Annotated in this window: 25 protein-coding genes and 1 pseudogene; 10 read left to right on the top strand and 16 right to left on the bottom strand. The window is 57.9% G+C overall.

The window, feature by feature from the left end; translation table 11 throughout:
• The first annotated feature begins 2 nt into the window (after positions 1–2).
• Positions 3–971: a HesA/MoeB/ThiF family protein gene (locus tag F3I47_RS14655; RefSeq protein ID WP_150029290.1), complete on the top strand. Its 969-nt coding sequence runs from the start codon at positions 3–5 to the stop codon at positions 969–971.
• Between the two features lie 8 nt (positions 972–979).
• Here F3I47_RS14655 and F3I47_RS14660 read toward each other — a convergent pair whose 3' ends face one another.
• Both F3I47_RS14660 and F3I47_RS14665 read right to left on the bottom strand, forming a co-directional pair.
• Complete coding sequence (locus tag F3I47_RS14660; RefSeq protein WP_046102990.1) at positions 980–1,393, bottom strand: ASCH domain-containing protein; 414 nt, start codon at positions 1,391–1,393, stop codon at positions 980–982.
• A 234-nt stretch (positions 1,394–1,627) separates the two neighbouring features.
• Entirely contained in the window at positions 1,628–2,170 is a 543-nt protein-coding gene (locus F3I47_RS14665; RefSeq protein ID WP_009093093.1) for a thioredoxin domain-containing protein, read from the bottom strand.
• A gap of 318 nt (positions 2,171–2,488) precedes the next feature.
• On the opposite strand from F3I47_RS14665, the gene F3I47_RS14670 reads away from it, so the two are divergent.
• The 6 genes from F3I47_RS14670 to F3I47_RS14695 all read left to right on the top strand — a co-directional run bounded on the left by F3I47_RS14670 (position 2,489) and on the right by F3I47_RS14695 (position 8,943).
• A complete protein-coding gene (locus F3I47_RS14670) occupies positions 2,489–2,758 on the top strand; it encodes a hypothetical protein (protein ID WP_150028992.1) in 270 nt (89 codons plus the stop codon).
• Positions 2,759–3,199: 441 nt separating this feature from the next.
• Positions 3,200–3,790, top strand: a complete 591-nt coding sequence (locus tag F3I47_RS14675) for a fimbrial protein (RefSeq protein WP_140029249.1) — start codon at positions 3,200–3,202, stop codon at positions 3,788–3,790.
• 54 nt (positions 3,791–3,844) lie between these two features.
• Positions 3,845–4,513: a molecular chaperone gene (locus tag F3I47_RS14680; RefSeq protein ID WP_150028993.1), complete on the top strand. Its 669-nt coding sequence runs from the start codon at positions 3,845–3,847 to the stop codon at positions 4,511–4,513.
• Between the two features lie 141 nt (positions 4,514–4,654).
• Entirely contained in the window at positions 4,655–7,099 is a 2,445-nt protein-coding gene (locus F3I47_RS14685; protein WP_150029291.1) for a fimbria/pilus outer membrane usher protein, read from the top strand.
• A 16-nt stretch (positions 7,100–7,115) separates the two neighbouring features.
• On the top strand, positions 7,116–8,225 hold the full coding sequence (locus F3I47_RS14690; RefSeq protein ID WP_150028994.1) for a fimbrial protein: 1,110 nt from the start codon (positions 7,116–7,118) through the stop codon (positions 8,223–8,225).
• Positions 8,226–8,415: 190 nt separating this feature from the next.
• Positions 8,416–8,943 (top strand): sterol desaturase family protein, encoded by a 528-nt coding sequence (locus F3I47_RS14695; RefSeq protein WP_009093087.1) that lies wholly within the window; start codon positions 8,416–8,418, stop codon positions 8,941–8,943.
• Here F3I47_RS14695 and crtB read toward each other — a convergent pair.
• From crtB to F3I47_RS14725, 6 genes are all read right to left on the bottom strand, one after another.
• On the bottom strand, positions 8,882–9,811 hold the full coding sequence (crtB, locus tag F3I47_RS14700; protein WP_150028995.1) for a 15-cis-phytoene synthase CrtB: 930 nt from the start codon (positions 9,809–9,811) through the stop codon (positions 8,882–8,884). The genes F3I47_RS14695 and crtB overlap by 62 nt on opposite strands.
• On the bottom strand, positions 9,808–11,286 hold the full coding sequence (locus F3I47_RS14705) for a phytoene desaturase (protein ID WP_058957209.1): 1,479 nt from the start codon (positions 11,284–11,286) through the stop codon (positions 9,808–9,810). Before F3I47_RS14705 ends, crtB begins: the two co-directional genes overlap by 4 nt.
• A complete protein-coding gene (gene crtY / locus F3I47_RS14710; protein ID WP_150028996.1) occupies positions 11,283–12,443 on the bottom strand; it encodes a lycopene beta-cyclase CrtY in 1,161 nt (386 codons plus the stop codon). Before crtY ends, F3I47_RS14705 begins: the two co-directional genes overlap by 4 nt.
• Positions 12,430–13,722 (bottom strand): glycosyltransferase, encoded by a 1,293-nt coding sequence (locus F3I47_RS14715; protein ID WP_150028997.1) that lies wholly within the window; start codon positions 13,720–13,722, stop codon positions 12,430–12,432. Before F3I47_RS14715 ends, crtY begins: the two co-directional genes overlap by 14 nt.
• 9 nt (positions 13,723–13,731) lie before the next feature.
• Positions 13,732–14,640, bottom strand: coding sequence for a polyprenyl synthetase family protein (locus F3I47_RS14720; RefSeq protein WP_009093081.1), 909 nt, complete (start codon positions 14,638–14,640; stop codon positions 13,732–13,734).
• A gap of 220 nt (positions 14,641–14,860) precedes the next feature.
• Positions 14,861–15,391, bottom strand: a complete 531-nt coding sequence (locus F3I47_RS14725) for a YtfJ family protein (RefSeq protein WP_150028998.1) — start codon at positions 15,389–15,391, stop codon at positions 14,861–14,863.
• A 171-nt stretch (positions 15,392–15,562) separates the two neighbouring features.
• On the opposite strand from F3I47_RS14725, the gene F3I47_RS14730 reads away from it, so the two are divergent.
• Positions 15,563–15,790: a hypothetical protein gene (locus tag F3I47_RS14730; RefSeq protein WP_009093079.1), complete on the top strand. Its 228-nt coding sequence runs from the start codon at positions 15,563–15,565 to the stop codon at positions 15,788–15,790.
• A 94-nt stretch (positions 15,791–15,884) separates the two neighbouring features.
• Here F3I47_RS14730 and F3I47_RS14735 read toward each other — a convergent pair whose 3' ends face one another.
• The 3 genes from F3I47_RS14735 to F3I47_RS14745 all read right to left on the bottom strand — a co-directional run bounded on the left by F3I47_RS14735 (position 15,885) and on the right by F3I47_RS14745 (position 18,881).
• On the bottom strand, positions 15,885–16,562 hold the full coding sequence (locus F3I47_RS14735; protein WP_140923529.1) for a pirin family protein: 678 nt from the start codon (positions 16,560–16,562) through the stop codon (positions 15,885–15,887).
• 126 nt (positions 16,563–16,688) lie between these two features.
• Positions 16,689–18,419, bottom strand: coding sequence for a DUF2534 family protein (locus F3I47_RS14740; RefSeq protein WP_150028999.1), 1,731 nt, complete (start codon positions 18,417–18,419; stop codon positions 16,689–16,691).
• Positions 18,420–18,488: 69 nt separating this feature from the next.
• Positions 18,489–18,881, bottom strand: coding sequence for a DUF2946 domain-containing protein (locus F3I47_RS14745; protein ID WP_033736836.1), 393 nt, complete (start codon positions 18,879–18,881; stop codon positions 18,489–18,491).
• Between the two features lie 221 nt (positions 18,882–19,102).
• On the opposite strand from F3I47_RS14745, the gene F3I47_RS14750 reads away from it, so the two are divergent.
• Positions 19,103–20,041, top strand: a complete 939-nt coding sequence (locus tag F3I47_RS14750) for a D-2-hydroxyacid dehydrogenase (RefSeq protein ID WP_150029000.1) — start codon at positions 19,103–19,105, stop codon at positions 20,039–20,041.
• 214 nt (positions 20,042–20,255) lie between these two features.
• Positions 20,256–21,178 (top strand): annotated as a pseudogene (locus F3I47_RS14755) (Rpn family recombination-promoting nuclease/putative transposase).
• Between the two features lie 120 nt (positions 21,179–21,298).
• On the opposite strand, the gene glsB reads toward F3I47_RS14755, so the two are convergent.
• The 5 genes from glsB to fucO all read right to left on the bottom strand — a co-directional run bounded on the left by glsB (position 21,299) and on the right by fucO (position 25,587).
• Entirely contained in the window at positions 21,299–22,219 is a 921-nt protein-coding gene (gene glsB, locus F3I47_RS14760) for a glutaminase B (RefSeq protein WP_009093074.1), read from the bottom strand.
• Between the two features lie 97 nt (positions 22,220–22,316).
• The gene (locus F3I47_RS14765) at positions 22,317–23,516 is read right to left on the bottom strand and encodes an MFS transporter (protein WP_150029001.1); all 1,200 of its coding nucleotides are present in this window, start codon (positions 23,514–23,516) and stop codon (positions 22,317–22,319) included.
• Between the two features lie 170 nt (positions 23,517–23,686).
• A complete protein-coding gene (locus F3I47_RS22365; RefSeq protein ID WP_167428668.1) occupies positions 23,687–23,857 on the bottom strand; it encodes a hypothetical protein in 171 nt (56 codons plus the stop codon).
• A gap of 103 nt (positions 23,858–23,960) precedes the next feature.
• The gene (locus F3I47_RS14770; RefSeq protein WP_009093071.1) at positions 23,961–24,134 is read right to left on the bottom strand and encodes a GhoT/OrtT family toxin; all 174 of its coding nucleotides are present in this window, start codon (positions 24,132–24,134) and stop codon (positions 23,961–23,963) included.
• Positions 24,135–24,438: 304 nt separating this feature from the next.
• The gene (fucO, locus tag F3I47_RS14775) at positions 24,439–25,587 is read right to left on the bottom strand and encodes a lactaldehyde reductase (protein ID WP_150029002.1); all 1,149 of its coding nucleotides are present in this window, start codon (positions 25,585–25,587) and stop codon (positions 24,439–24,441) included.
• Positions 25,588–25,798 lie beyond the last annotated feature (211 nt).

A 25,798-nucleotide genomic window follows, 5' to 3' on the forward strand; every position in this document is an offset into this window, starting at 1 on the left:
CAATGGATCGTTATCAGCGACAGACGATGTTGCCGGAAATTGGTGAGGCGGGGCAGCAGCGACTGAGCAGGGCGCGGGTGCTGATTGTGGGCGCAGGCGGTCTCAGTGCCACGCTGCTGCCCCTGCTGGCAGGTGCCGGGGTAGGGTTCATTCGTCTTTACGACGGCGATCGGGTTGAACTGCACAACCTTCACCGGCAGACGCTGTTTGGTGTGGACGATGTCGGGCAGCCAAAAGCCCTCTGCGCGCAGCGGGCACTGGCGCAGCGAAACCCTGAGTGTGAAGTCGACGCGCATCCGCAGTCACTGAGCGCCAGTCTGCTGCCGCAGGCGCTGGCGGAGATTGATGTGGTGGTGGATGCGGCGGATAACTTTGCCATTACCTATCAGCTTTCGGACGCCTGTTATGCGCGCGGCCTGCCGCTGATCTGCGCCTCAGTGCTGGGGCGTAAAGGCTATGTCGGCGGATTCTGCGGCGGTGCGCCCGGCTATCGCGCGCTGTTTCCGCACTTGCCCACTGCATCGGCTGACTGTAACACCGCGGGCGTTATGGGGCCTGCGGTGGCCACGCTGGGGGCCATGCAGGCACAGATGGTGCTCACGGTATTGCTGAAACTGACGCCTTCACCGCTGGGTTGTATGATCCACTGCGACCTGGCCTCGTGGCATATGCGACAGTTCCGCTTTGACGATGCCCCCGAACCGGAGGCGCCGGGCACGCCGTTCATCGACCTGGCCATGCTCACTGGTGAGGACTGCATTGTGGAGTTGCGCAGCGCCGAAGAGGCGCCGGTCAGCGTGGCGGAAGGGGCGTTGCGCATTCTGCCAGAGCAGATCGCCGGCTGGCAGCCGCCTGCCGATCGACGCGTGGTCCTGGTGTGCGCCAGCGGAATGCGGGCCGCGCGTGCGGCTGAACATCTTGCCGCACGCGGGGTCACGCGTCTGGCGCTGATGGCGGCAAAGGCGCTGTAACTGCCGGTTCAGATCACCTCGACCAGCTGGAACGTTTCGAAAATCAGCTCCATCTCAGGGTGAAAAGAGCCTTCCCGCTGAAAGTATCGCTGATGTTCCTGACGCCAGTAGTCGAGGCTGAGATCGCCTTCACCTTCAAGCATCGCCATCTCCGGCGTCACACGGTCAAAGCGCGTCAGGAACAGCCCGGTGGTGCGGATCACGCAGACGGGCTGCTGTTCACCGTTGAGAACAATGCTGTAACCGCCCGGCTGGGGCAGTTTTTCCTGATCCTGCCAGCTGGCTGCCGACCCACAGGTGGCCACTTTTTTACCCGCAATAATCAGCGTACTTAACGCGTTCGCCAGCTCGGGTGAATCACCAAATGCATCGACCATCGCATCCGGATATTTTTCCTGCAGTTGTTCCAGCGTCATCGCCATCAGCAAATCCTTATGAAAGTGGGTGCGTGCCTGCATCATTGCAGAGGCACCGAAAAGGTGTGCAGCCGTTCTCTCTGCAACAGCGTTTATTTGCGGAGCAGGCTGCTTGTCGCCGAACAGCTTACCCGGCATTCCGGCAGGAAAACAGGCGAATCTCCGGGATAAGCCGTTTCGCCCGCCGATGTTGTGCACAAGCGCCGCTGTCAGGCAAAGCAGTGACTCAGGAGAGACGAACTAGCGTTTCAGGAAGCTCGCCCACTGCTCAATGTCATCACCGCTGCTAATCTCAGGCTGCACCAGGCCGTTAACCATAAAGGTAGGAGAGACGTGAATGCCATTCTGGCGGGCGTATTTGCAGTGCCACTTGATGGCATTCTGCAAATCGGGCCGATCAAATGCCGCCATGGCGTCGACGCCACTGTAGGTTTTCAGGCGTTCCAGAATCTGATTCGGGGTGGCATCGCGGTTCGGACCGGTGCAGTGGTCGGTAAATTCAAACTCTTCGCGGTGATCGGCAACGGCCTGCATCACCTGTCTGGCGGCCGTTTTACTTTCGCAGGCCGCGGCGAGGATATAGCGCACAATGAGACCCGAATAGAGGTGCCACGGCTGGGATTGCAGACGGATCTTCAGAGTGATGTTCTCTTCGCCTGCGTGCGCCAGTAAGGCGTCGAATTTATTGAAAGCGCGAACGGAAAACGGACAGGTAGGTTCCAGAAAGACTTCGAAGACCGCAGGACCCTGACCCCAGACCAGAACATCAGCGTGCTGATTCATTAACCACTCCTTAAGTTTAAACGTAACGGGAAGTCGTTTTACTCTGGCAAATCTGCGGCACAGCAGCCAGTTAAGAATGGGGCTCAATTGTTACAAAAATCGGCAATCAGAAGCGGAGCCGCAGGTAACAGGCGACAGGCAGGGCTCTGAATCGTTAGAATTATCCGTTCTGGCAATCTTCGCCGCGGGTTCTGGACGGCCGCTGGCGAGTCGCTATAGTTAATCAGCAGCGTTCATTCGCCTGAATGAGAAGATCCTTTCTGTGACTTCCCTGTCGGGGATACACGGGAAGCGGATACGTGTTAGAAGAGGCTAAATTTGTATACCGATCTCACCTGGAAAACACTCTATCGCATTATTAACCAGACGATCGCGGACATGCTGGATGAGCAGCAAACCCTGGATGTCCTGTCACTGCGCGCCCGTCTGCTTGAACGGGCGGAAAAAGAGGAGGATGAGGTGATGGTGCTCTGCTACTGGCAGGCCTGCAAAATACTGAGGCGTTTGCCTGCCACCGTGACTGCCAGCCAGTTAATGCTGGCTGCCCGCCATGCTTTTCGTGCGCCGCTGGATAACGACCTGTCCTGAGTGAAGCGGACTGGTGCGCGTCAGCCGTGAACATAACAGAAAGGGCGACGCCTGAACCGGAGAGAGGTCGCTGCGGGTCATACCGCATACCTGATTTAACGATGGACTGCTTAAAGATTCCCATTCTGGAATTCATAAATATTTTTTGAAAATATAATGGGTAATTAAAGTGATCATATTATTCATCACATCCTGTCGTTTATTTTCCGACTATTTAAGTCGGGATTGCTGGAATTGATCCTGCTCAATTAACCTCCTCAATATTAAATCTCAGCCCCGGATAAATCTGCTCGTTTAAGTTTCGTCTACCTTTGTTTAATTAATATACCCGCAACATAATAAACAGCGCGTTATTATGTTGGCGCATTCTTATTGGTGCATATTTATCCATCAGGTGGTTGGTTGCGGCCACTTTGCATGTTCTGAAAAGAGAAACAGTTGATGAATATCAGAAAACGTATTCTGCCAGTGGCGCTGGCGGGCCTTATGATTTCCGGATCAGCATTCGCCACCCCGACTGACGGCCCATCCCCTATTAATACGAATCCGGGAACGGCAGCGGGAACGCAGGGAGCCGGTGGTGAAGTTAAATTTACCGGTGAAATTACCGATGTATCCTGCAACGTGACAACCGCCAGTAGTAAGCAGAGTATTGATTTAGGCAAATGGGCCAAATCCTATTTCGAAAGCCGTACGGAAACCACTGAAACGCCGTTCACTATTTCAGTCACAGACTGCCCGACATCCGTCAAAAAAGTGGCGGTGCTTTTCGATGGCGATAAAGACAGTGGCGACAGTACCCTGCTTAAAGTTGCCAGCGGCGGGGCGTCCGGTGTCGGCGTGAAACTTTATGAAGCTGACCGTCAGACTCAGGTAGCTATCGGCGCCGTCTCCAGAAACGTTGATGTAGTGGCAGCCAGCACGGGGGGGCACGCCGATTTAAAATTCTATGCTGATTATAAAAGTGACGGTGCCGCTATTAATGTGGGCGCGGCCAATGCCGTATCAAATTTTGTGATGGTTTATAACTGATTCATAGCAGGGGCAACCCTGCTTTCCCTCCGTAATTCAATGGCGTAACGCTCTATGATTAAGGTAATAAGAATTATTTCGCTCATTTCGGCGTGTCTGCTTCATCTCGCGGCGCATGCAGGTGTGGTGATGGGAGGGACCCGGGTTATTTTTGCTGAAGGAAAAAAGGAAGCCACGCTGTCGGTAACAAATCAGGATAAGACGACACCCTATCTGATCGAATCCTGGATCGAGAATGCCGATAAAAATAATCACACCCGCGTCCCTTTTATTGTGACGCCCCCGCTGTTTCGGCTGGATGCCAATAAAGAGAACCTGCTCAGGATTAATTATCTGGGCATGCCAATGCCGAAAGATCGGGAGTCTGTTTTCTGGCTGAATGTCAAATCGATCTCACCCACACCGCGCGATAAAAGCAATCAGCTGCAGGTCAATATTAAATCGAAATTTAAACTCTTTTTCCGGCCAAAAGGGCTGGCGGGAAATCCGGCTGACGCCTGGCAGGACATCGCGTTTCGCCAGCAGGGCAACCAGCTGATTGCGCATAACCCGACGCCCTATTTCGTCTCCTTTTATACGCTGAGCGTGAATCATCAGGCGATCAACGATCCCGGCATGATTGGTCCGGGTGAAGATCGTCACTGGACGGTCAGCCATGCCGGCCCGGTGAGCTGGTCTGCCATCAATGACTATGGCGGCGTTACTGAAGAACGTACACGCTGATGGATTTTGTTGTGGTTTTACTGATCTGATGCCGGGGCCTTAACCGTGAAAGTAACGCAGCACGCGCAGTTAAAGAAGAGAAAATATGCAAAGACGTGGCATGCCTCTTCATGGCTGGCGGGTGTACCGGGAGTGATACTGATGGTGTTCTGCCCGTTGCGGGCTGCCCGCGCCGACGACTACTTTAATCCGGCGGCGCTGGAGTTTTCATCCGATCAACACACGGCCGCCGATCTGCACTATTTCGCCCGTGAGGGCGGCCAGCAGCCCGGCACCTATCATGTCTCGCTGTTGCTCAACAACAAAGTGATCGATAGCCGTAATGTCTCTTTTGTTGAGGGCAAAAACGGGCTGATTCCACAGCTGACGGTAGCCGATCTCTCCGCGATGGGGGTAAACGTTGAGGGTTTCTCTGCATTCAGCCACCTGAAGAAAGATGAGGCGATTGCTGAGCTGGGCGATTACATTCCCGATGCCTCAAGTGACTTTGATTTTGCGCACCAGCAGTTAAACCTTTCCATTCCCCAGATTGCCCTGAAGATGAAAGATCGTGACTATGTCGATCCCGCCAGCTGGGATGAGGGCGTATCAGCGGCTTTCGTGGACTATAACCTCTCTGGCAGCAGCGGCAGCAATCAGAATGACCGCTGGAACTCGACGCTGCTGAGCCTGCGCAGCGGGGCTAATCTTGGCGCATGGCGTCTGCGTAACACGTCCAGCTGGCGTTACGATCTGGTCAGTCACTGGCAGTCTCAGACGACCTGGCTGGAGAGGGATCTTAAGACGCTGAAAAGCCAGTTCCGGGTCGGTGATACCTACACCTCGGGTGACGTGTTTGACAGCGTGCAGTTCCGGGGGGTGCAGATGATGTCTGATGACACCATGCTTCCCGAAAGTCAGCGCGGCTTTGCCCCGGTGATCCATGGCATCGCCCACAGTAATGCGCGGGTGACGGTGAGTCAGCAGGGTTATGTGATTTATGAAACCGTGGTCGCACCGGGTGCTTTCGAGATTAAAGATCTCTATCCCACCGCTCAGAGCGGCGATCTTGATATCACTATCCATGAAAGCGATGGTTCGGTGCGCACCTTCACCCAGCCTTACTCTGCGGTGCCTTATATGCTGCGTCAGGGACATCTGAAATATAGCGTCAGCGGCGGTCGTTATCACTATTCAGGCAGTCACAATCTGCGCTCACCTGAATTTGTCCAGTCCACGCTGTTTTACGGACTGCCGCATGACTTTACCGCCTTTGGTGGCGTACAGCTCGCGCAAAACTATCATGCTGTGGCGGCGGGGCTGGGCAAGAGTCTGGATGATTTCGGCTCGCTGGGAATGGATGTGACCTTCGCCAGCACCCGGTTACCGCAGGGGCTGAGCCGAAGTGGCCAGTCAGTGCGCGCGCAGTATCAGAAAAATTTTGCCTCCACGAATACCACTTTCAGCATGGCCAGCTATCGCTACTCCTCCAGCGGATTTTATGCATTCAGCGAAGCCAATGCGCTCACCAGCCCGGCGAGTTTTGTCGATAACAAGCGCAGTCGTTCAGAAATTGCCGTCTCCCAGGGTATCGGTGACGCTGGCAGTCTCAGTGCGTCTGCCTATATGCAGCGCTACTGGCGATCAAACAGAAACGATCGCACCCTGCATCTGGGTTTCTACAGCAATTATAAAGCCATCTCCTGGGGCGTGGCCTGGTTTTACACCGACTCGACCCAGGCCCGGAAAGCTGACCGCGCTATCTCCTTCAATATTTCGGTTCCACTGAGTGCCTTACTGCCGGACAGTTCGGTCAGTTACAGCATGAATGCCAGCAATCGCGGGGATGTCTCGCAGCAGGTCGGCCTGTCAGGCAGTGCATTGCAGAACAATAACCTGCACTACACCCTGCAGCAGGGCCTCGACAGTCAGGGGCAGAACGTGAACAGTAGCGGCTCGCTGGACTATCGCGGCAGTCAGGCCAGCGTCAGTGCCGGAGTTGGTCATGATCGTCACAGTACGCAGTACAGCTATGGTCTCTCGGGCGGGATCGTGGCCCATGCGCACGGCGTGACGCTAAGCCAGCCGCTGGGGGATACCTTCGCGATTGTCCGGGTCCCGGATACCGCCAATGTGGGCATCCAGAGCGGCAGCAATGTGTTCACGGACGGCCGCGGCTATGCAATTGTGCCTTCACTCTCGCCGTATCATGAAAATGCCATCGAGCTGGAAACTGAAACGCTGCCCGACAATGTAGACGTGGAACTGGATGGGCAAACGACTATCCCGACCCGCGGGGCGATTGTGCTGGCTGACTACGCGACCCATGTGGGGAACCGGGTGCTGTTCACGCTTACCTGGCAGCATACCTTCCCGCCTTTTGGTGCCACAGGGCAGATTGCAATCCATGCCGGGGGGAATCAGAGCCGCACAAGCGGCATTGTCGCAGAAAAGGGCGAACTCTATCTGAGTGGTGTGCCCGCTCAGGGGACGGTTGAAGTGAAGTGGCAGGAGGAGGGGAAACAGAAAAGCTGTCGCGCGCCGTTCCGCCTGTCTGACGCCAGCGGCACGAATCCGGTCAGACTGGTCTCGGCGGTTTGCCAGTAATTCACAGGAGTTTCAGATGAAATCAGTTCAGCGTGTCATTAAAGGGATCGTGCTGCTCATCCCGGCACTGGTCTGCTGGCCCTCTCTGGCCCAGGAGTCGTGTCAGGGGGTGAGCCAGGTGGTCGTGCAGGTGCATAACGTCAATTATGTGCCGGGCGCCGCTGACGGCACCCCCATCTCTGCGCAGATGCCCGTGCAAAGTACTAATGCCTTTACCTGCAATAAAAACAGCGGTGAGCAGGGCTATGCCTGGAAAGATATGGGGTTTCAGATTAATGCTGAAGAGTCGGGATTACAGACCTCAATTGCGGGAGGGCACACGACGCCAATCTATCGCGTACCGGGTGTTGAGAGCATCGGATTCGCGATTGGATTTAAAGAGCCTTCATATTGCAACAGCGGCTTTTTCGATACCACCGGCAAAGGCAAAACCAGTTCGATCTGTAACTCGCAGGTCAGTCCACAGTTCAACGCGGCACACGACATTAAACTGCAGTCCTATGTGGTGTTTTACAAAATTCCGGGGCAGCGTTCACCGCTGAATCCAGGCAACCAACCCGCGAATGTCGGTGAGGTAAACATCGGTAATGCCAGCCTGAAGGTGGGGAACAGTGCGGCCAGCAGCCAGCCGATCAACGACAGGCCGCAGCTCTTTCTCTCCAGCTTCACGGTGCAATATGGCAGCTGTGCCGTTGTCACATCCCAGTCTGCGATTAACGTGGAGATGGGAAAAGTGAGTAAGGCGGAGTTCACCGGCATCGGCAGCCGGGCGGGAAGCGAAAAAAATTTCCGGATTCAGGTGATGTGCGAACACAGCGCCGCAGTCAAAGTGGGCTTTTTTGGCATGGCGACCGCTGGCGACAAGGATGCCATCAGCCTGACACCACAGAGTAACGCCGCGTCAGGGGTGGGCATTGCCCTGACCTATGGGCCGGGTCTGCAGGTCGCAGAAGGCCAGCGCGTGCCGCTGAATGTGCCGACCGATCAGCTGCCGGTGCTGACTACCGTCTCTTCACCCAATCAGGCGAAGTCGATGTCGTTTAACGCCCAATATATTCAGACCGACAGCCAGGTGATGGCGGGTAAAGCGGACGGGACCGTCACCTTTAATCTGGTGTATAACTGAGCCGTTGCCGCTGACGCGGATTCACCGGTTATGGCGACCGGTTTCCCTTCCGGGTCCGGCTACCTGGGTTATCCGCTTTATCATCTGCAGTAATTGTTAAAACCCGCCAAACCCGCCCGGCTGTTTTGGCCAATCTCTGTTAAAATTGAACCTCTGCGCCACTTTGCAGGATGCATGTTCGGGAGAAGCTATGTTGTGGATTTGGAATGCCCTGATTGTTCTGGTCACCGTGATCGGCATGGAGATTACGGCTGCGCTGGCGCACAAATATATTATGCATGGCTGGGGCTGGGGCTGGCATCTGTCGCATCATGAGCCGCACAAGGGCTGGTTCGAGGTTAACGATCTTTATGCGGTGGTGTTCGCGGGCCTGTCGATTTTACTGATCTGGCTGGGCAGCACGGGCGTCTGGCCGTTGCAGTGGATCGGTGCCGGGATGACGCTCTATGGCCTGCTCTACTTTATTGTTCATGACGGCCTGGTTCACCAGCGCTGGCCCTTCCGCTATGTTCCGCGTCGGGGTTACTTACGTCGGCTCTATATGGCGCACCGGATGCATCACGCGGTGCGCGGAAAAGAGGGGTGTGTCTCGTTTGGCTTCCTCTATGCGCCACCGCTGTCAAAACTGCAGGCGACGCTGCGTGAACGTCACGGCGTTAAACGGGGCGCTGCCAGAGGTGAGCGGGGCGTGGAGCAGGACGCGCCATCCGGGAAGTAACCGCCTGACCTGACGCCGCCATCAGCATGACCAGTTTCTCGGGTGTGCTGGTGGACAGGCGCTGATCCCACGCCGCTGGCCCTGCCTGAATCACCTTCATGCCGATTTTACGATAGACCTGCTTCGCGGTTGCGATTGCCCATGCCGATCGCAGCGGCAGGCCTGGCAGACCTGCCGTGGCCGAGTGATAGTAGGGCTCCGCCGTTTCAACCAGGCGAAGGGCGACGCGGCTCAGCGCCTGACGATGCTGTGGCGCGGCCAGAGTTTCCCGTGTAAGCCCCTCTTCAGCCAGCCACGCTTCAGGCAGATAGCAGCGGTCAGCGGTCGCATCTTCGACGATGTCGCGGGCAATGTTGGTCAGCTGAAACGCCAGACCGAGATCGCAGGCGCGATCCAGCGTGGCCCTGTCGCGCACCCCCATGATCTGCGCCATCATCAGACCGACCACGCCCGCCACGTGATAACAGTAGCGCAGCGTGTCGTCCAGGGTCTGATAGCGCGTCTCACGCACATCCATCGCAAAACCGGCCAGATGAGCAAAGGCGTAGTCAGGCAGAATATCGTGCGCCATTGCCACCTCCTGAAAGGCCGCAAAGGCGGGCTCATGCATCTGCAACCCGGCATAAGCCTGGCGGGTTTTTGTCTCCAGCTGCGCCAGACGCTGTTCGGCGGAGAGCCGCGACGGCGTATCGTTGCTGAAACCCAGCACCTGATCGTCAATCACATCATCACAGTGACGGCACCAGGCGTAGAGCATCAGCACACTGCGTCGGGTTTTGGTATCGAACAGTTTCGATGCCGTGGCAAAACTTTTTGAACCCACTTCCATGGTTTCTACAGCATGATCGAGCAGTGACGGACTGTTCAAGCCAGATCCTCCAGCATCAATCCTGCCGTGGCTTTCGCCGAGCCCACCACGCCGGGAATGCCTGCGCCAGGATGCGTGCCTGCGCCGACCAGGTAGAGGTTACTGAGGTGTTTGTCGCGGTTATGTGGCCGGAACCAGGCGCTCTGGGTCAGGATGGGTTCAACCGAGAAGGCGGAGCCCTGATAGGCGTTCAGCTCATCGCGGAAATCGAACGGCGTGAAGATGCGGTGCGTCACCAGCTGACTGCGCAGGCCCGGCATGTAGTGCTGTTCCAGATAGTCAAAAATACGGTCGCGCAGGCGCGGACCTTCAACCGCCCAGTCGATATCAGCCGTGCCGAGATGCGGCACCGGGGCCAGCACGTAGTAGCTGCCGCAGCCTTCCGGAGCCAGGGAGGGATCGGTGACACAGGGGGCATGCAGGTAGAGCGAGAAGTCCTCGGCCAGGCCATCACGATTGAAGATCTCATCGATCAGTTCACGATAGCGCGGGCCGAAGCAGACGGTGTGGTGAGCCAGCTGGTCATGATGATGATTCAGGCCAAAATAGAGCACAAACAGGGAGTTGCTCATGCGCTTGTTCTGCAGTGTCTTTCCCTGTGCCACAGAAGGGGAATGCTGACGCAGCAGATCATGGTAGGTGTGAACCACGTCTGCGTTGGAGGCGACGGCGCGGGTCGGGAGTACCCGGCCATCTTCGAGATGGACGGCCGTAATCCGGTTTTCCTGCGTTTCCAGCCGGGCCACGCTGGCATTCAGTTCCACTTCGCCGCCCAGATCCTCGAACAGTTTTACCATGCCCTGCACCAGTGCGCCCGTGCCGCCGCGCGGGAACCAGACCCCCCATTCACGTTCCAGCGCATGAATCAGCGTGTAGATGGAGGAGGTGGCAAAGGGATTGCCGCCGACCAGCAGCGAGTGAAAGGAGAACGCCTGACGCAGGTGTTCATCCTCAATGTAGCTTGCCACCTTGCTGTAAACACTGCGCCAGGCCTGCAGTTTTGCCAGCTGCGGCGCGGCACGCAGCATGTCGCGGAACGAGAGAAACGGCACGGTGCCCAGTTTCAGATAGCCTTCGGCGAACACGGCGCGGGAGTAAGCCAGAAAACGGCGATAGCCTTCGACATCACGCGGATTAAAGGCGGCGATCTGCGCTTCCAGTTCGGGCTGATCGTTGTCATAACTGAAGACCCTGCCGGACTCCCAGCAGAGACGATAAAAGGGCCTGACCGGCAGCAGCTCAACATAGTCAGCGAGCTTTTTGCCCGCCAGCGTAAATAACTCTTCAATCGCGCTGGGATCGGTGATCACCGTCGGACCGGCATCAAAGGTGTAGCCCTGGTCCTGATAAACATACGCCCGGCCGCCTGGCTTATCGCGCTTCTCCAGCAGTCGGGTGGGAATGCCTGACGCCTGAAGGCGAATCGCCAGCGCCAGACCACCAAAGCCTGCGCCAATTACTGTCGTTCTGTTCATTGCATCGCCTGTTGACGGTGAGGAGTCATGATAGCCTGTAACGCCGCCAGTACGGGGACCGGGGGCTTGCCGCTTAAAATACGCAGCCGATCAGGCAAAGTAAGTTTTCCCGCATAAAAACGGGCGATCAGACCTTCGGGAAGGCCATAAAAACGTTGCATCACCAGCCAGCGCTGTCCGGCCGGCCCCGCCAGAAACAGCATCCGGTTCAGCATGCGAAAGAAGCGCTGCTGCTGCCAGGCCTGGGAGGCCACCTGTCTGATAGTGGCGTTGAGTGAGGCCGATGTCATTACGGGCATCTCCGCCAGCCGGTCAGCCAGCGCCACTGCCAGCGGCAGTGAGTAGCCGGTGGTGGGATGAAACAGCCCGGCGCGTAAGCCGCTGCACGGCAGGTCACGCTTCTGCCAGAATGCGTCAACGTCGCCTGTCAGCGTGATGGGCAGGGCACCCTGCTCTTCGCGCAGCAAACGGGCCAGCTGCCAGCCCTGCTGCGCCGCGTAGTCACGAATATTCTGGCGGGCGCGTTCACCGTCCAGCGTGGCGCGGTCGATATAATGGGTGTCTTCAATCAGCAGCGTATCGGTAGAAAAGGGCAGGCTGTAGACAAAGCGATAGCCGGCCTGCTGGTCAACCGTGGCATCCATAATGATCGGCGCGGTCAGCCCGTGTGGAGCACCGAGCTGCCACTCCTGTCCGACAAACGACTGGAAGCCCATGCGCAGCGCGCCATCGGGCTGGTAGCCCCGGCCATCAATCACGGCATCCGCTTCCACTACCCGTCCATCGTCCAGCGTAACCGAGTGTGAATCGAGCGTTGCGACACGCGTATTCAGCAGCAGGTCAGCGGCAAAGTGATCGCGCATGACCTGAGCGAAGCGCTCTGCGGTGACACAAAAATAGCCACTGTTCAGATGGCGCTGCCGCTGCGGAAAGCGCACCTCATAACCGGGCCAGTGATGCACCACCAGCGGGGCGATCCAGCGGTGCTGCGCTTCAGTCAGGTCGTCTGCATGAAAAGACCAGGTGTGATGGGCGCCAGGCTGACTCTCCGCGTCAATCAGCAGGATGCGCAGCGACGGGCGCTGCTGGCGGAGGCGCAGCGCAATCAGCCCGTTGGCCAGCCCCGCGCCCACCAGGATCAGATCATACCGTGGCATAGGCACTCCCGTTCAGCACAGGCTGGCGGGTCAGCATCGCCTGCTCGACGATATCCGCTGCCAGCGAGGCACCACCCGCCTGACGAAGCGCGGCGCGCAGGGGCTTCATCTGCTCAGCATAGTGCGTATCCGTCAGTAAGGTCTGAAGCTGGCGGGCCATGGCGTGACTGGTAGTAAAGCGTGAGGCGCGGCGGCCGATACCGTGCCAGACCACCCTGGCGGCCACGCCCGGCTGGTCAAAGGCCAGCGGGATTGTCAGCAGTGGCGTCAGATGGTTAATCGCATCCAGCACGGTGTTCATGCCGCCGTGGGTAATGGCCAGGTCGGCCTGGGCCAGCGCGGCGGCCTGGTCAGCAAAATCGACAACCTGAACATGACTGGCCTGCGCCAGTTTCTCCGCCTGAAACGGCGACAGGCGGCCACAATGGGCCAGCAGTAACTGCGCGTCGATCTCCTGACAGGCGCGGACGATCGTTTTAAACAGGCCGTAACGGTGTCCCTGCAGGGTGCCGAGGGAAGCAAAAATGCGCGGCCTGTTGCCATGCGGAAAATAGCGCGGCTGTGCGGCCTGGGGCGCGTCCGGGGCGCGCAGCGGCCCAACAGCATGAAAATGGTCGGGCAGCGCCTGACGGGGAAAATCCAGCGCCGGGATCAGCTGGCTGATCTGTGCCAGCGGAGAAAAACAGTGGTGCAGCTTTTCCCGCGGTGACAGCCCCATTGCATGGGCGTTACGGGCGATTACCCTGTCGTGGCGGCGCATCAGCCAGTCGTAGATTTTTTCACTGGCACGATAACGTTCGCGCGCCTGGTCGCTGGTGCCATAGTCAAACGGCATCACTGCCAGCGGGAAATCCGCTTCACGGTTAAGCGGCAGGGCACAGGCCACCGAAACATAAGGCAGATCGAGTGCTTCAGCGGCCAGCGCGCCGGCCGGCTCCATCTGATCGACAATCACGCCATCCACTGCCAGCGTATTCAGCACCACCGGCAGTTCGCGACAGAGCATATCACTGCTGCGCGCCATCTCACTGATCAGTTTCAGCATCGACGGGCCAAGGGGGTGTGCAGCCAGCTGCAGGGTATGCGCCAGACTTCCGGCAGGATGCGAGGTTAAGCCTAGCGGAAAAAAGCCGATGCGGCGGTCGGTGAGCAGTGCGCTGACGTCCGTCTGCTGAATAAAGGTGATACGGTGTCCGCGTGCTATCAGGGCCTGGCTGAGATGCTGAAGCGCCTGCACATGGCTATAGAAGGGCGGTGCAATAACCGCAAAGTGGCTCATGCAGCATCCTTAACTGACGGCAGCGAGTTTTTTCTCAAACCAGGCCTGAACAAAATGATGGGTGGCGTAACCATCGCGGCAGGCGGAGAGCAGGTGTTCTCCGGCGCAGCGCAGATGGTCGCGCAGTTGCGATTCGACCGCTTTTGCGCCGAGAAGGTTCACCAGCGTCGATTTTCCCTCATCCTGATGGGCATCTTTACCGGTGTCACTCATACCGTCAGTGAGATCGTCCAGCAGCTGAAACGCCTGACCGAGATTCAGCGAAAAGCGGTGCAGCTGTTCGCGGGCTTCTTTGGGGGCTTCCGCGACGATAGAGGCCATCTGCATGGAGGCGCAGAACAGGGTGCTGGTTTTGAAGTGATTGGTCATCAGAATGGCGTCGGCGCTGCGGGGTTTATCTCCCTCCGAGAGATCCTTGAACTGCCCCTGCACCAGCCCCTGCATCCCAACCGCCTGAGACAGCTCTGCAACCGCGTCCGTTCTGGCGCTGGCGGTTAAGCCCTCTGCCACGGCGACCAGACCAAAGGCCTTACTCAGCAGGGCCACGGCAGCGAGGATGGCGACATGTTCACCATACTGACAGTGGATGGTGGGGCGTCCGCGCCGCAGCTGCGCATCATCCATGCAGGGCATATCGTCCAGGATCAGCGAAGCGGCGTGCACCATCTCAACCGCGCAGGCGAGGTCAAGCAGACCGGCAGCGCTGGCATTGCACCCCAGATCGCGCGCGGTCAGCAGCAGCAGCAGCGGACGAATCCGTTTTCCAGGCGCCAGCGCGCCGTCGCGCATTGCCGCGCCGACCAGGTCACGTTCACTGTCAACCGGTAAAAGCTGATCGAGCCGTTGCTCAATATCGTTCAACAGAATCGCTGCATCGCTGTGTATGACATTGACGTGTTTTTCTGCGCAGACCGTCATCAGGGCTGTCCTTATCTACAGAGGAAGTCACAGCAGGTCGAAATGATTCGATGCCATCTTCAATCATCGTCCCCGGCTGCCCCGGCATAGTGGGCAGGTTTTCAAAGAACGGCGGGTAAATCCATTACAACTAAGCGTAGCTTACGGTAATAAAAAATGTCGGGAAATTCAGGAGCATTCCGCGATTTGCGGCGTCAGCCGGGTGAAAACTAAGCGGTTATCAGCCCAGCAATGCCCGTAGCTGTTTCATCACGCTGGCGACGTTGTCAGCAGATAATGCGCCATCTTTAGCGAAGCGCACAATACCTTGCTGATCAACGACCACGACGGCTGCGCTTTCTGGCTGAAGATGCCAGCTATGCGCCGTCACGCCGCTGCTGTCGATGATGAACTGCTGCCAGGGAGCGGCTTTTTTGCTGGAGGCGATGCTGCGCACCACAAAAATGGCGCTGCCGGGCAGGGCGTCGTCGGTATTCACGATGGTGGTGGTCTGAAAGCGGTCGCGCGGCAGACTGGCCTGCTGAACGGCCTCAATCAGGGCAGCACTCTGCTCTTTGGCTGAAAGACGGCCCGCGACATGGATCACCAGCCGCACTTTGCCGGTCAGCGCCTGACTGTTCCAGCGCTGGTAGCCGACATCGCCCTGATTCAGCACCATTTCGCCTTTATCGGCCACAAAGACCGGCGGAACCGGCTTGCCGGGTGTCAGGGTGTGGGCGGAAGCAACGCCGGAAAACAGCAGGGCTATCATCAATCCATAATGGCGCACAGGTTCCTCACTTCTTTCTCGGTTTGCGGTGGGCGAGGCGAGCTTTCTCATCAGCAGGCAGAAGATTAGTACCACATCCATGTTTCAGATCAATAAAAGCAGTAAAGATTTAGCCTGAGAATGCAGAGGAAAGTTAATTGCCGGAGGTGGAAGATGAGTGCTGCACTGATGACGTTGCCCGAATTTGCCCGTTACATTGGTATTGCCACGCCGACCCTGGCGCGCGCCTTTTGCTGTCGGGGTTCACTGGATGGGGTGCCGCTGCCGCAGGCACTGGATGATGCGCCGCTGACGCAGCGCCACTGGTTACTCGACGATGTGCGTCAGTTTGACCACGTTTATAAACGGGTTCAGGCGAAGCAGCCCCGTAACCGGGAGTAAGGACAAAGATCGCCGCACGGGAATCGTCCCGCGCGGCGCTTTTAATTGGAGCGTGGCGCTGCCCGCGACCTCACCGGGAAAGGCAGCGCGTTTTTTATACAGCGTTATCGGGCTTGATCAGGAAGCAGACCAGATTGGCATCCCGGTCACCCGTGATTTCACTCCCGGCCGCCAGCCCGCTGACCGCATCACCCCGAACCAGTCGCGCCTCGCCGATACGAATGCTGCCTTCCAGCACGACGAGATAAGCCACAAAGCCCGGCAGGGCGGGCACGTCCAGCGTATGGTTGCGCTCCAGCAGGGTGTCATAGATATAAGCTGCCTGACGCAGTTCCAGCGGGGCGTCTGACTCCTCCGGCCCGGCCAGTTCGGTCCAGCCATTACTCATAATGCCCTGATCGCGCTCCAGCACCTGGGTCATCGCTTCACCCCCGGGCTGGGCGGGACGGATAACCGCCTGTAACAGTTCCGCTTCAAACAGAGGCACCGACTCTTCGTACTGAACGCCGTCACCCGCATTGACCACCATCACCCGCTTAGCCGAAAGCTGGGTCCGCTCGCCGTTACTGTCCTGATGCTGCATCGATCCCCGCCACAGATAGGTAAAAACCTCTTCATTCCAGTGCTGCTGCATCGGGATCCGGGCATCCAGTTTCAGCGACATCAGATCAACGCTGACCAGCGGGCTTAGCGCCTCGCCAGGTCGCTGACGGCGGACGGTAAAGGGGCCGTACTCAAACAGCTGTTCAGGATTAGCACGCAGGATGTTCATGATTTGCCTTTAAACAGAAGGGTCAGTGACAACGATCATAGCCTTTAGTGAGAGAATGAAAAGCCGGGAAATTTGCCCGGCTTCGTCAGTTATGTTGAAGGAGAGACTGCCAGCGGAGGCGGCAGCCTATTTGCCCTGCTCATCGCTTTCACCCAGGAAGAAATACCAGAGTGGAATCGACAGCAGTCCGGTAAAGACCGTCGAGTAGAGCAGAATCATCATCGCCTGAGTGATATACATCGTCAGCGACCAGTGGCTGAAGGGGATCTGATACTGATCAATCACGCCGCCTATCATCGCATTCGCCATCACCGAAATCACAATCAGCGCCAGAACCGTCACGCTGCGCAGAAAATAGCGCATCTCTTTGCGCTTCACGGCGAAGCGGGACTGCACGATCGCCAGCGGCGATTGCTTGTCGGGTGCAATCTCGGTGCGTGCCTGGCTGCGACGCCGGGCGCTGCGCCAGCGCTGAATATCCAGCAGCAGAAACAGCAGCAGGCTGATGCCCATGACCGGCAGGGCATAACCGAGCGCCAGCATCACAATCAGGCTGGTGCCCTGCGCATAGCGTGGCAGCGCCAGCCAGGCGGTTAACAGCGTCTGTGAGGGGTTAATCTGCGGAACCGCCGGACGACGGATCCACCACATGCGGTAGCCCAGCACAATCATCGTGCAGAGTCCGAAGCCAAAGAGGGCCAGAATCAGCTGATTAGGCAGGCCGAACAGCACACCCATGTGCGCATCGACGCCCCAGCGGGTCAGTTTTGCCACCAGCGGGAAGCTGGCGAACGCCACTTTGTCGACCACGGTAAAGTCGGCCGGATTAAGTGAAACGGCATCCACCTGACTTGGCCAGCTGCGGTCAATCTCCGAAACCGTCCATGCCTGTCCGGCGTTTTTGGGCTGGCGCAGTTCGAGTTTTGCCGCCTTCAGTCCTGCCTGACGGGCGGCAGACAGGGCCTGATCCCAGCGGGCATCCGGCTGATTAGGAATGACCCGCGCGGGAGTCTTAGCGGGCATCGTCATGCCCGACATGGTCATCCCTTCCATTGCGCCGCGATGCTCTGCGTGGGGATCGGCAGATTCAGCCGGGGCGTCACCGTTCAGCGCGGTTTTCACCTGCGGCGTTTTCCAGTTCAGGTCGCTGCGCATCTTTTCAATGTTGCTGCCCGCCCACTGCGACCAGGTCAGCCCGGTCACCGAAAAGAAGATCAGGCCCAGAGCCAGCAGCAGTCCCAGCGTGACGTGCCAGTGACGCAAGGCAGCAAACCCGCTGCGGACGTGCTTTCGGGTACGGGGAGGGCGGGTACCGGCCCACAGGATGAGCCCGCCCAGCGCGGCGACCCAGAGCCAGGACGCGGCCAGTTCACTGTAGTTACGGCCGAAATCGCCCAGTAACAAGCCACGATGCAGCTGATCCAGCCACATGCGCAGCGGCAGCACGCCGCTGGTGCCATATACGGTCATATCTCCCCTGACCTGCAGGGTATAGGGATCGATAAACACCGAGCGTGACTCAGAGGGACCCGCATCAGCGGCAGTGAACTGCACCCGCGTCGTATCCGCGGGACCCGGCGCGGGACGCACGGCGTAGATGTGCGCTGACTGGCCTGCCCAGGCACGTGCAGCGGCAACCTGCGCGGAGAGCGGCTGCGGCTCGCCCTGCGCACGGGTCGTCAGGGCATTGTGATAGATCGCCTGTTCCAGCTGCGGAGTCAGAACGTAGAGCGTTCCGGTGAGGGCCGCGATGAAAATGAACGGCGCAATAAACAGACCAATATAAAAATGCAGGCGGCGTAGCAGATTGAACAGCGTGCCGCGTGGTGCAGGGGATGTTTCCTGATAAGAGGACATAGCATTCCACACTTTTCAAAAGACAGGGGCGATCGGGTGACGTTGTCACGCAATCGAAATGTTATGGTGTCAGTGTGATGCGTAACAGGGCGGTGCCCGGGGGCGATGAAGGCGCAGCGTTCGCCGCCGCCGGAGCGGCGTGACCGCACGGGGCGGCGGGGCGCGACTGATGAGGCACATCCACCAGATGAACGGGACAAAGTTCCAGAGCATCAGGGGCACATGCACCAGTAAATCACAGTATCCGCAGGCAAAGCCTGCATCGGACATCATCACAGGGTCCATCATGGACATCTCGCCGTGATGATGCATCATCGGCATCTCTGCGCTCATGCTGACGTGCTGCATCCTGGCATGATCTGCCGCAAGGTTTTTAGAGACCATCGGTGCAACAAACAACAGCAGCACGGCCAGTATCGCAATACCGGCTGTGAGTCGTTGTCTGAATAAGCATTTCGGCATCATTTACACAGGCACAATGGGACAAATTTCCGGGCGGCAGTGTAACGCGAAGGGAATAAAAGGGTTAAATAAAGTGGCTGCTGAAACAAAGAAATTCGCACTCTTTGAACATATTCACTTTAATTTCAGCTTCATTTAACTTAGTTGTTACCCACTGAACACATACAGGTAACATCACGGCTGAGCCTGTGGATGACACTCTGAGCAATTAAGGACAGATAATGAAAATAGTTATGCTGGATGGCGATACGCTGCCGATCCCACTGCCGATCGAACAGCTACAGGGTGAGTGGGAGATCCGCACACACACGCCGGTTGATGAGATCGTGTCTGCCCTGCAGGGGGCGACTATCGCGATCACCAATAAAGTTCCGTTACGCGCCGCTACACTCAGGCAACTGCCGGATCTGCGCTTTATCTGTGTTGCCGCAACCGGCTATGACTGTATCGATCTCGACGCCTGTCGCGAGCGCGGGATCACCGTCAGCAATGTGCCCGGCTACTCCACGCAGAGCGTCTCCGAGGCGGTGATTGCAGCCCTTTTCGCGCTGCGCCGGCAGTTATTTGACTATGCCAGCACCACCCGCCGGGACTGGCCGCAGGCGCAACACTTCTGTCTGCATCGTCGGCCGATTCAGGATATCGGCGGGGCTATGCTGGGTATCGCGGGCCGGGGCGAAATCGGTCAGGCGGTGGGGCGGCTGGCGCAGGCGCTGGGGATGCAGGTCCAGTTCGCCGAGCGCAAAGGGAGTCAGACAGTGCGTGACGGCTATGTCAGCTTTGAGCAGATGCTGGCCACCAGCGATGTGATTTCACTGCACTGTCCGTTAAGCGATCAGACCCGACAGATGATTGACCGTGAGGCGCTGGCTAAGATGAAACCGCAGGCGCTGCTGATCAACACCGCGCGTGGCGGATTAATCAATGAAGCCGATCTGGCGGCTGCCCTGGCGCAGGGCGTTATCGGCGGAGCGGCGCTGGATGTGCTGAGTAGCGAACCGCCTGCTGCCGATAATCCGCTGCTGGCGGATCTGCCGGGTCTGCTGCTGACGCCGCACATTGCCTGGGCAAGCCGCAGCGGCGCAGAGAATCTGGTGAAGGGCGTGATGAAAAATATCGCCGCCTCTCTTCAGGGCGAGCCGATTTACGTGGTGAGCTGAACCCGGTCTGAGTGGGGGCATCTTCGGCAGTTTCGGCATGGGCAGCGCATGAGGCTTTCTGCCCTGAAAAGCGGGCCACCTCGTAAATTTAAAGCGTGTCGTTTTACCTGCCTTGTCTGGAGTGATATTCCAGTCATAGCCTGATTCATTACCGCGAAACAAAAAGCAGGTGGACCAGGTTAAGGGGGATCATGAACAGAGCCAAGATGGCACGATGAAAAAGAAGAACGGCACGCCTGCGCCTCATGATGCAACATTCCGGCAGTTTCTGACGCAGCCTGAAATTGCCAGAGATTTTATGGCGCTGCACCTGCCGCCAGACCTGCGGGAGATCTGTGATCCCGACACGCTGAAGCTCGAATCAGGGTCGTTCGTGGAAAAGGATCTCAGGCAATATTTCAGCGACGTGCTTTACAGTCTGAAAACGACTTCAGGTGAGGGATTTGTCCATGTTCTGATTGAGCATCAGTCTGCACCCGACAAACACATGGCGTTTCGGTTACTTCGTTATGCCGTTGCAGCGATGCAGCGCCATCTGGAGAATGGACATAAGCGGTTACCGCTGGTGATACCGGTGCTGTTTTATACCGGTAAACGTAGCCCCTATCCCTATTCTAACCGGTGGCTGGATGAGTTTGACGATCCGGTACTGGCGGGAAGGCTTTATCATCAGGCTTTCCATTGGTTGACGTCACAGTTATACCTGATGACGAAATTATGCAGCACCGCAGCATGGCTGCTCTGACCCTGCTACAGAAGCATATCCATCAACGGGATGCGGCTGAGGTCATGGAAAGGCTGGCTACTGTTTTGCTGGCAGGTTATCACTCTTCATCGCAAGTAGTATCACTGGTAAACTATCTGTTGCAGGCTGGCGAAACGGCGGACGCGAAAGCCTTTGTACAGGAACTGGCACGGCGCGTGCCGCAGCATGGGGATTCACTTATGACGATTGCACAACAGCTGGAACAAATAGGCATTGAGCAGGGTATCCGGCTCGGTATGGTAAAAGGTGAACGTGCAGCAACATTTAAGATCGCCCGCGCAATGCTGCAAAGCGGTATGGACCGCCATACCATTCTGCAAATGACCGGGCTGAGCGAAGCGGAACTGGCGGATATCCGTCAAACAGACTGAGACATGCTCTCAGTCTGTTATGCAGACTATGATCCCACTCCCCGGCGTCCGGAGTCGTCGTGCCTGTTCATCATCAAACCGCCTTGCACAGACGACTATTCTACTTCGTCGGGTCCAGGGTCAGAAAATAGAGCGGCCCAGCTTTTCCGTCAGTAACTCCAGCACCGCCGTGCCCGCCAGGGAATTGCCCGCGCCATCGAGTCCGGGTGACCAGACGGCGATGCTCATCTCACCGGGAATAATGGCAATGATCCCGCCACCTACCCCTGACTTTGCCGGCATGCCGACCCGCCAGGCAAATTCGCCCGCGCCATCGTACATCCCGCTGGTGATCATCAGCGCGTTAATCTGGCGCGCCTGACGCGCGGTAATCATCTGGCTGCCATCCAGCGTCCGGCCCTGATTCGCCAGATAGATAAACGTACGTGCCAGTTCAACGCAGCTCATTGACAGTGAGCAGTAGTGAAAATAGGTCTGCATCACGCTGGTCACGTCGTTATCGAAATTTCCGAACGACTTCATCAGCCAGGCAATCGCCGCGTTGCGGGCCGAGTGTTCAAACTCGGAGCGGGCAACGTGGCGGTCATAGTTGATGTCGGGCTGCTGACTCAGCTGCCGGACAATCTCCAGCATACGCTGACGCGGCGCGGTCAGCCGGGTTTCCAGCAGGTCGCAGATCACCAGGGCACCCGCATTAATAAAGGGATTACGCGGTTTACCCTGTTCCAGTTCGAGCTGCACCAGCGAATTAAAAGGCTGACCCGACGGCTCTTTTCCGACCCGCTGCCAGATTTCGCTATCGTCATAGCGGGTCAGCGCCACGGTCAGCGACAGCGCTTTAGAGATCGACTGAATCGAAAAGCGCGTTTGGGCATCGCCCGCCTGAAAGAGGGTGCCGTCAGGCAGGCAGACAGCGATAGCCAGCCGGTCTGCGGCCACATCGGCCAGCGCGGGGATATAGTCCGCCACTTTTCCCTGATGAACCAGCGGACGCACCTCATCCAGGATCGCCTGCAACAGCGCATTATTCAGTTCAGACACACTCGCTTCTCCTGTCGCTTCCCGCCGGACGCTGATGCTGTGCATCGGCGACCGGCAGATCATATTGTTAAGGGCCGATGGCGGCATGGCCGCACGTTCAGCTGATGGGTTTTGACTGTGCGGCCAGGGGGGCCAGCAGCATCTGAAGCAGGCTCAGCAGCACCAGTACGCTGAAGGGGATCGTCCAGTTTCCGCTCTGCTCATGGAGCACGCCAAACAACAAAGGACCGAGCGCGGCCAGCGCATAGCCGACGCACTGGGCCATACCGGAGAGCTGTGAAGCCTGACGATGATTGCTGGCCCGCAGATTAAAGAGGGAGAGGCAGAGCACCAGTGAGGCGCCTGCGCCCAGACCGGCAAGTGTCAGCCAGATCGCCGCCCACAGCGGGTTAAGCAGTAGCCCCAGCATGCCCAGAAAGATAGCCGACGAGGCGATGAAGGCGGTGAGGCGGGCATCCTTCACCCGCTTCAGCGCCATCATGCAGCCAAGATTGGCGACAATCGCGATGGCCTGATACCAGAACAACAGCCAGCCCGCCGCGGCCTGACTGAAACCCTGGTCCTGGGCGAACAGCGTAAACCAGTCGATCAGGGTATAAAACGCCAGCGACTGCAGCGCCATAAATAGGGCAATCTGCCAGCCGCCTGCCGAGCGCCACGGATGGCGATGGAGAACTGTCGTCTCGCCGGATGCCTGCTTTAACGGACGCTGGCGTAGCAGTGGCAGCCAGGCCAGCAGCGCAATCAGCCCTGGGATCGCCCAGACCACCAGCGACAGTCGCCAGCCTGCGGAGGAAAGCTGGCTCAGCGGAACGGCAATCCCGGAGGCCAGGCTGGCAGTAATCGACATGGTGGCGGCGTAAAGCCCGATATAGCGGGCGGTATGGGCGGTGAAATCGCGTTTGATCAGCGGAGGCAGCAGGACGTTGGCGGCAGCAATCCCGGCGCTGAGCAGCAGGGTCCCGCCCCATAACGCCGCCTCCACAGGCAGCCAGCGCAACAGGGAACCCGCGGTCATCAAGCAGAGTGCGCCCCACAGGCTGCGTTCGAGCCCGATACGATTGCCGAGCCAGGCGGCTGGTGGCGCAAGCAGGGCAAAGAGCATCAGGGGAATAAAGTTGAACAGACCCGCTTCACCGGCGCTCAGTCCAAAGGTCTGACGAATATCCTGCAGAACCGGGCCGACCACAGTCACCGGTGCGCGAAGGTTGGCCGCGGTCAGCAGCAGCACAAATAAAAAAAATGAGGCGCCGGAGAGCGCAGCATAAGGTTTAACACTGAGTTGCAGAGGCTTCATGGCAGGGATCATCACAGGCAGCAGCGCTGCGGGGGCGTTGGTTAACGTTAACGCTTACGCATCAGAAATGATGTCTGGGCGCTACTTTACTGACCGGCCATCGGCGTGTAAAGCCTTGTTATGCGATGAAATAGCGCAAATGCGATCCCGTAACACAGTGTGCGGGTGTGTCAGTGAAATTCCGGTTCGGGAAAGTGACCGCAGTCATTCTGGCTGGGATTGGTGCCAGGCTGGCAGGTCTGCTGACGGGTTTCTGCCGCCGGGACCGGTTTTTCGGCGCCCCAGGGTCCGCTGCAGGCACTGAGAAGGGAAATCAGAATCGCCACACTGATTACGCGCATATCCGCTCCTTATATGAGTGATGAGCAAGCCGACATCAGCGATCGGCGCAGAGCGGGTCAGTGACGTCTAATCTGAGTGTGGTCGGTAAGGCGAAAATGTCAATTAAAACAGCGCGAACATCAGTGCGACGGGAAAACTCATCGGCCAGGTGGCACCCACCAGAAAGGCGCTGAGCAGTTTAATGCTGAGCTTATCTTTGGCGATGAAGAAGGTGATCAGCGTAGCGAACAGTGCAACAACGGCATAAAAAATCAGCATACCCTGGTACAGTGTCATCAATATCTCCGCAGCATCGTAAAGGTTTTCGCTGCGCATGATGCGGATTTTTGTGATCCAGATCAAGTGACTCAGGGTTTAGCATCTAAAGAAATCATCCGGTCAGGTGGCTCATGCACCGGAACCTGCAGAAAACTCGCGGGCGATTTCAGGCTGAAACGGGCATCAGAAAATCGAGAAAACCCCGGCCGTCACCGCGCTGACTGGCTTTATCCGCCGTGGCGAATCGCGACAGATCCAGCGCGATAAAAAAGCCCGCTGGCGTGAGCGGGCCTGACGTCAGCGGCGGATAAGCTGGCGCGCGTTAACTCTGACGGTAGAGCGCCATCACCGCCTCAAGATCGGGCGTGCGCGGATTGCCACCGGTACAGACATCATCCAGCGCGGCCTGCGCCAGGGCCGGGATATCGGCCTGCTGCAAACCCACTTCACGTAAGGAACGCGGGATGCCCACATCCCGACAGAGCTGACGAACGGCATCAACCGCGGCCTCCCGCGCCTGCTCCAGCGAGAGGGTGTCGACCTGCTTCACGCCCATTGCGCGCGCAATGTCGCGATACTTTTCGCCGGTCCAGGCGGCATTCCACGCCATCACCTGCGGCAGCAGAATGGCGTTAGCAATGCCGTGTGGCACATCATAAAAGGCGCCCAGCGGATGGGCCATGCCATGAACCAGCCCGAGTCCGACACTGGAGAAACCCATCCCGGCGACATACTGTCCCAGCGCCATCTGCTCCACCGCGTCGGGATCCCCCGCCACCGACTTGCGCAGTGACCGGCTGATAATCTCAATGGCTTTGAGATGCAGCATATCGGTCAGCGTCCAGGCGCCACGCGTGATATAGCCCTCAATCGCATGGGTCAGCGCATCAATGCCGGTTGCGGCTTTCAGTGAGGCGGGCATGCTCGCCATCATTTCCGCATCAACAATCGCGACTTTCGGAATGGCATGCGGATCGACACAGACAAACTTACGGCGTTTCTCTTCATCGGTAATAACGTAGTTGATGGTGACTTCAGCGGCGGTGCCTGCGGTGGTCGGGATAGCGATAATCGGAACGCAGGGATGGCGGGTGGGGGCCACGCCCTCCAGGCTGCGCACATCTTCAAATTCGGGATTGTTGATAATCATACCGATCGCCTTGCTGGTATCCTGAGGTGAACCGCCCCCGATCGCTATCAGATAGTCTGCCCCCGATGCCCTGAAGGCCGCCACGCCCTGCTGCACCACCCGAATGGTGGGATTGGGCACCACCTCATCGTACACCGCCCAGGCAAGCTGGTGGCTGGCCAGCCGATCGGTCACCCGCTTCAGCGCACCGGCTGCCACCAGCGCACGGTCAGTAACAATCAGGGCTTTGCGCATTCCACGACGCTCTACCTCTTCCGGCAGATGGCGTAATGCGCCGGCACCAAACAAGGCCGTTTCATTCAGAATCATACGTTGAGTCATAAAAACATCCTCTGTTTGTGAATGCGCTCTAACTTCCGCCATTCCCTATCAGGGTTCTGCGCAGAACCTCTCAGTTTCGGATAAAAATATTTGATAGAAATCAATAAATTAGTCCGTAATGGCGCGATGCCTTTGCCAGATGCCGCGCCGGGCGCTGAACGAGACGGGCTGATACGCCGGGTTTCGCAGTGGATTTCTCCCCGTCTGGTGG

The sequence above is a fragment of the Pantoea sp. M_10 genome (genome assembly GCF_008631515.1).
Taxonomy (GTDB): Bacteria; Pseudomonadota; Gammaproteobacteria; order Enterobacterales; family Enterobacteriaceae; genus Pantoea; species Pantoea anthophila.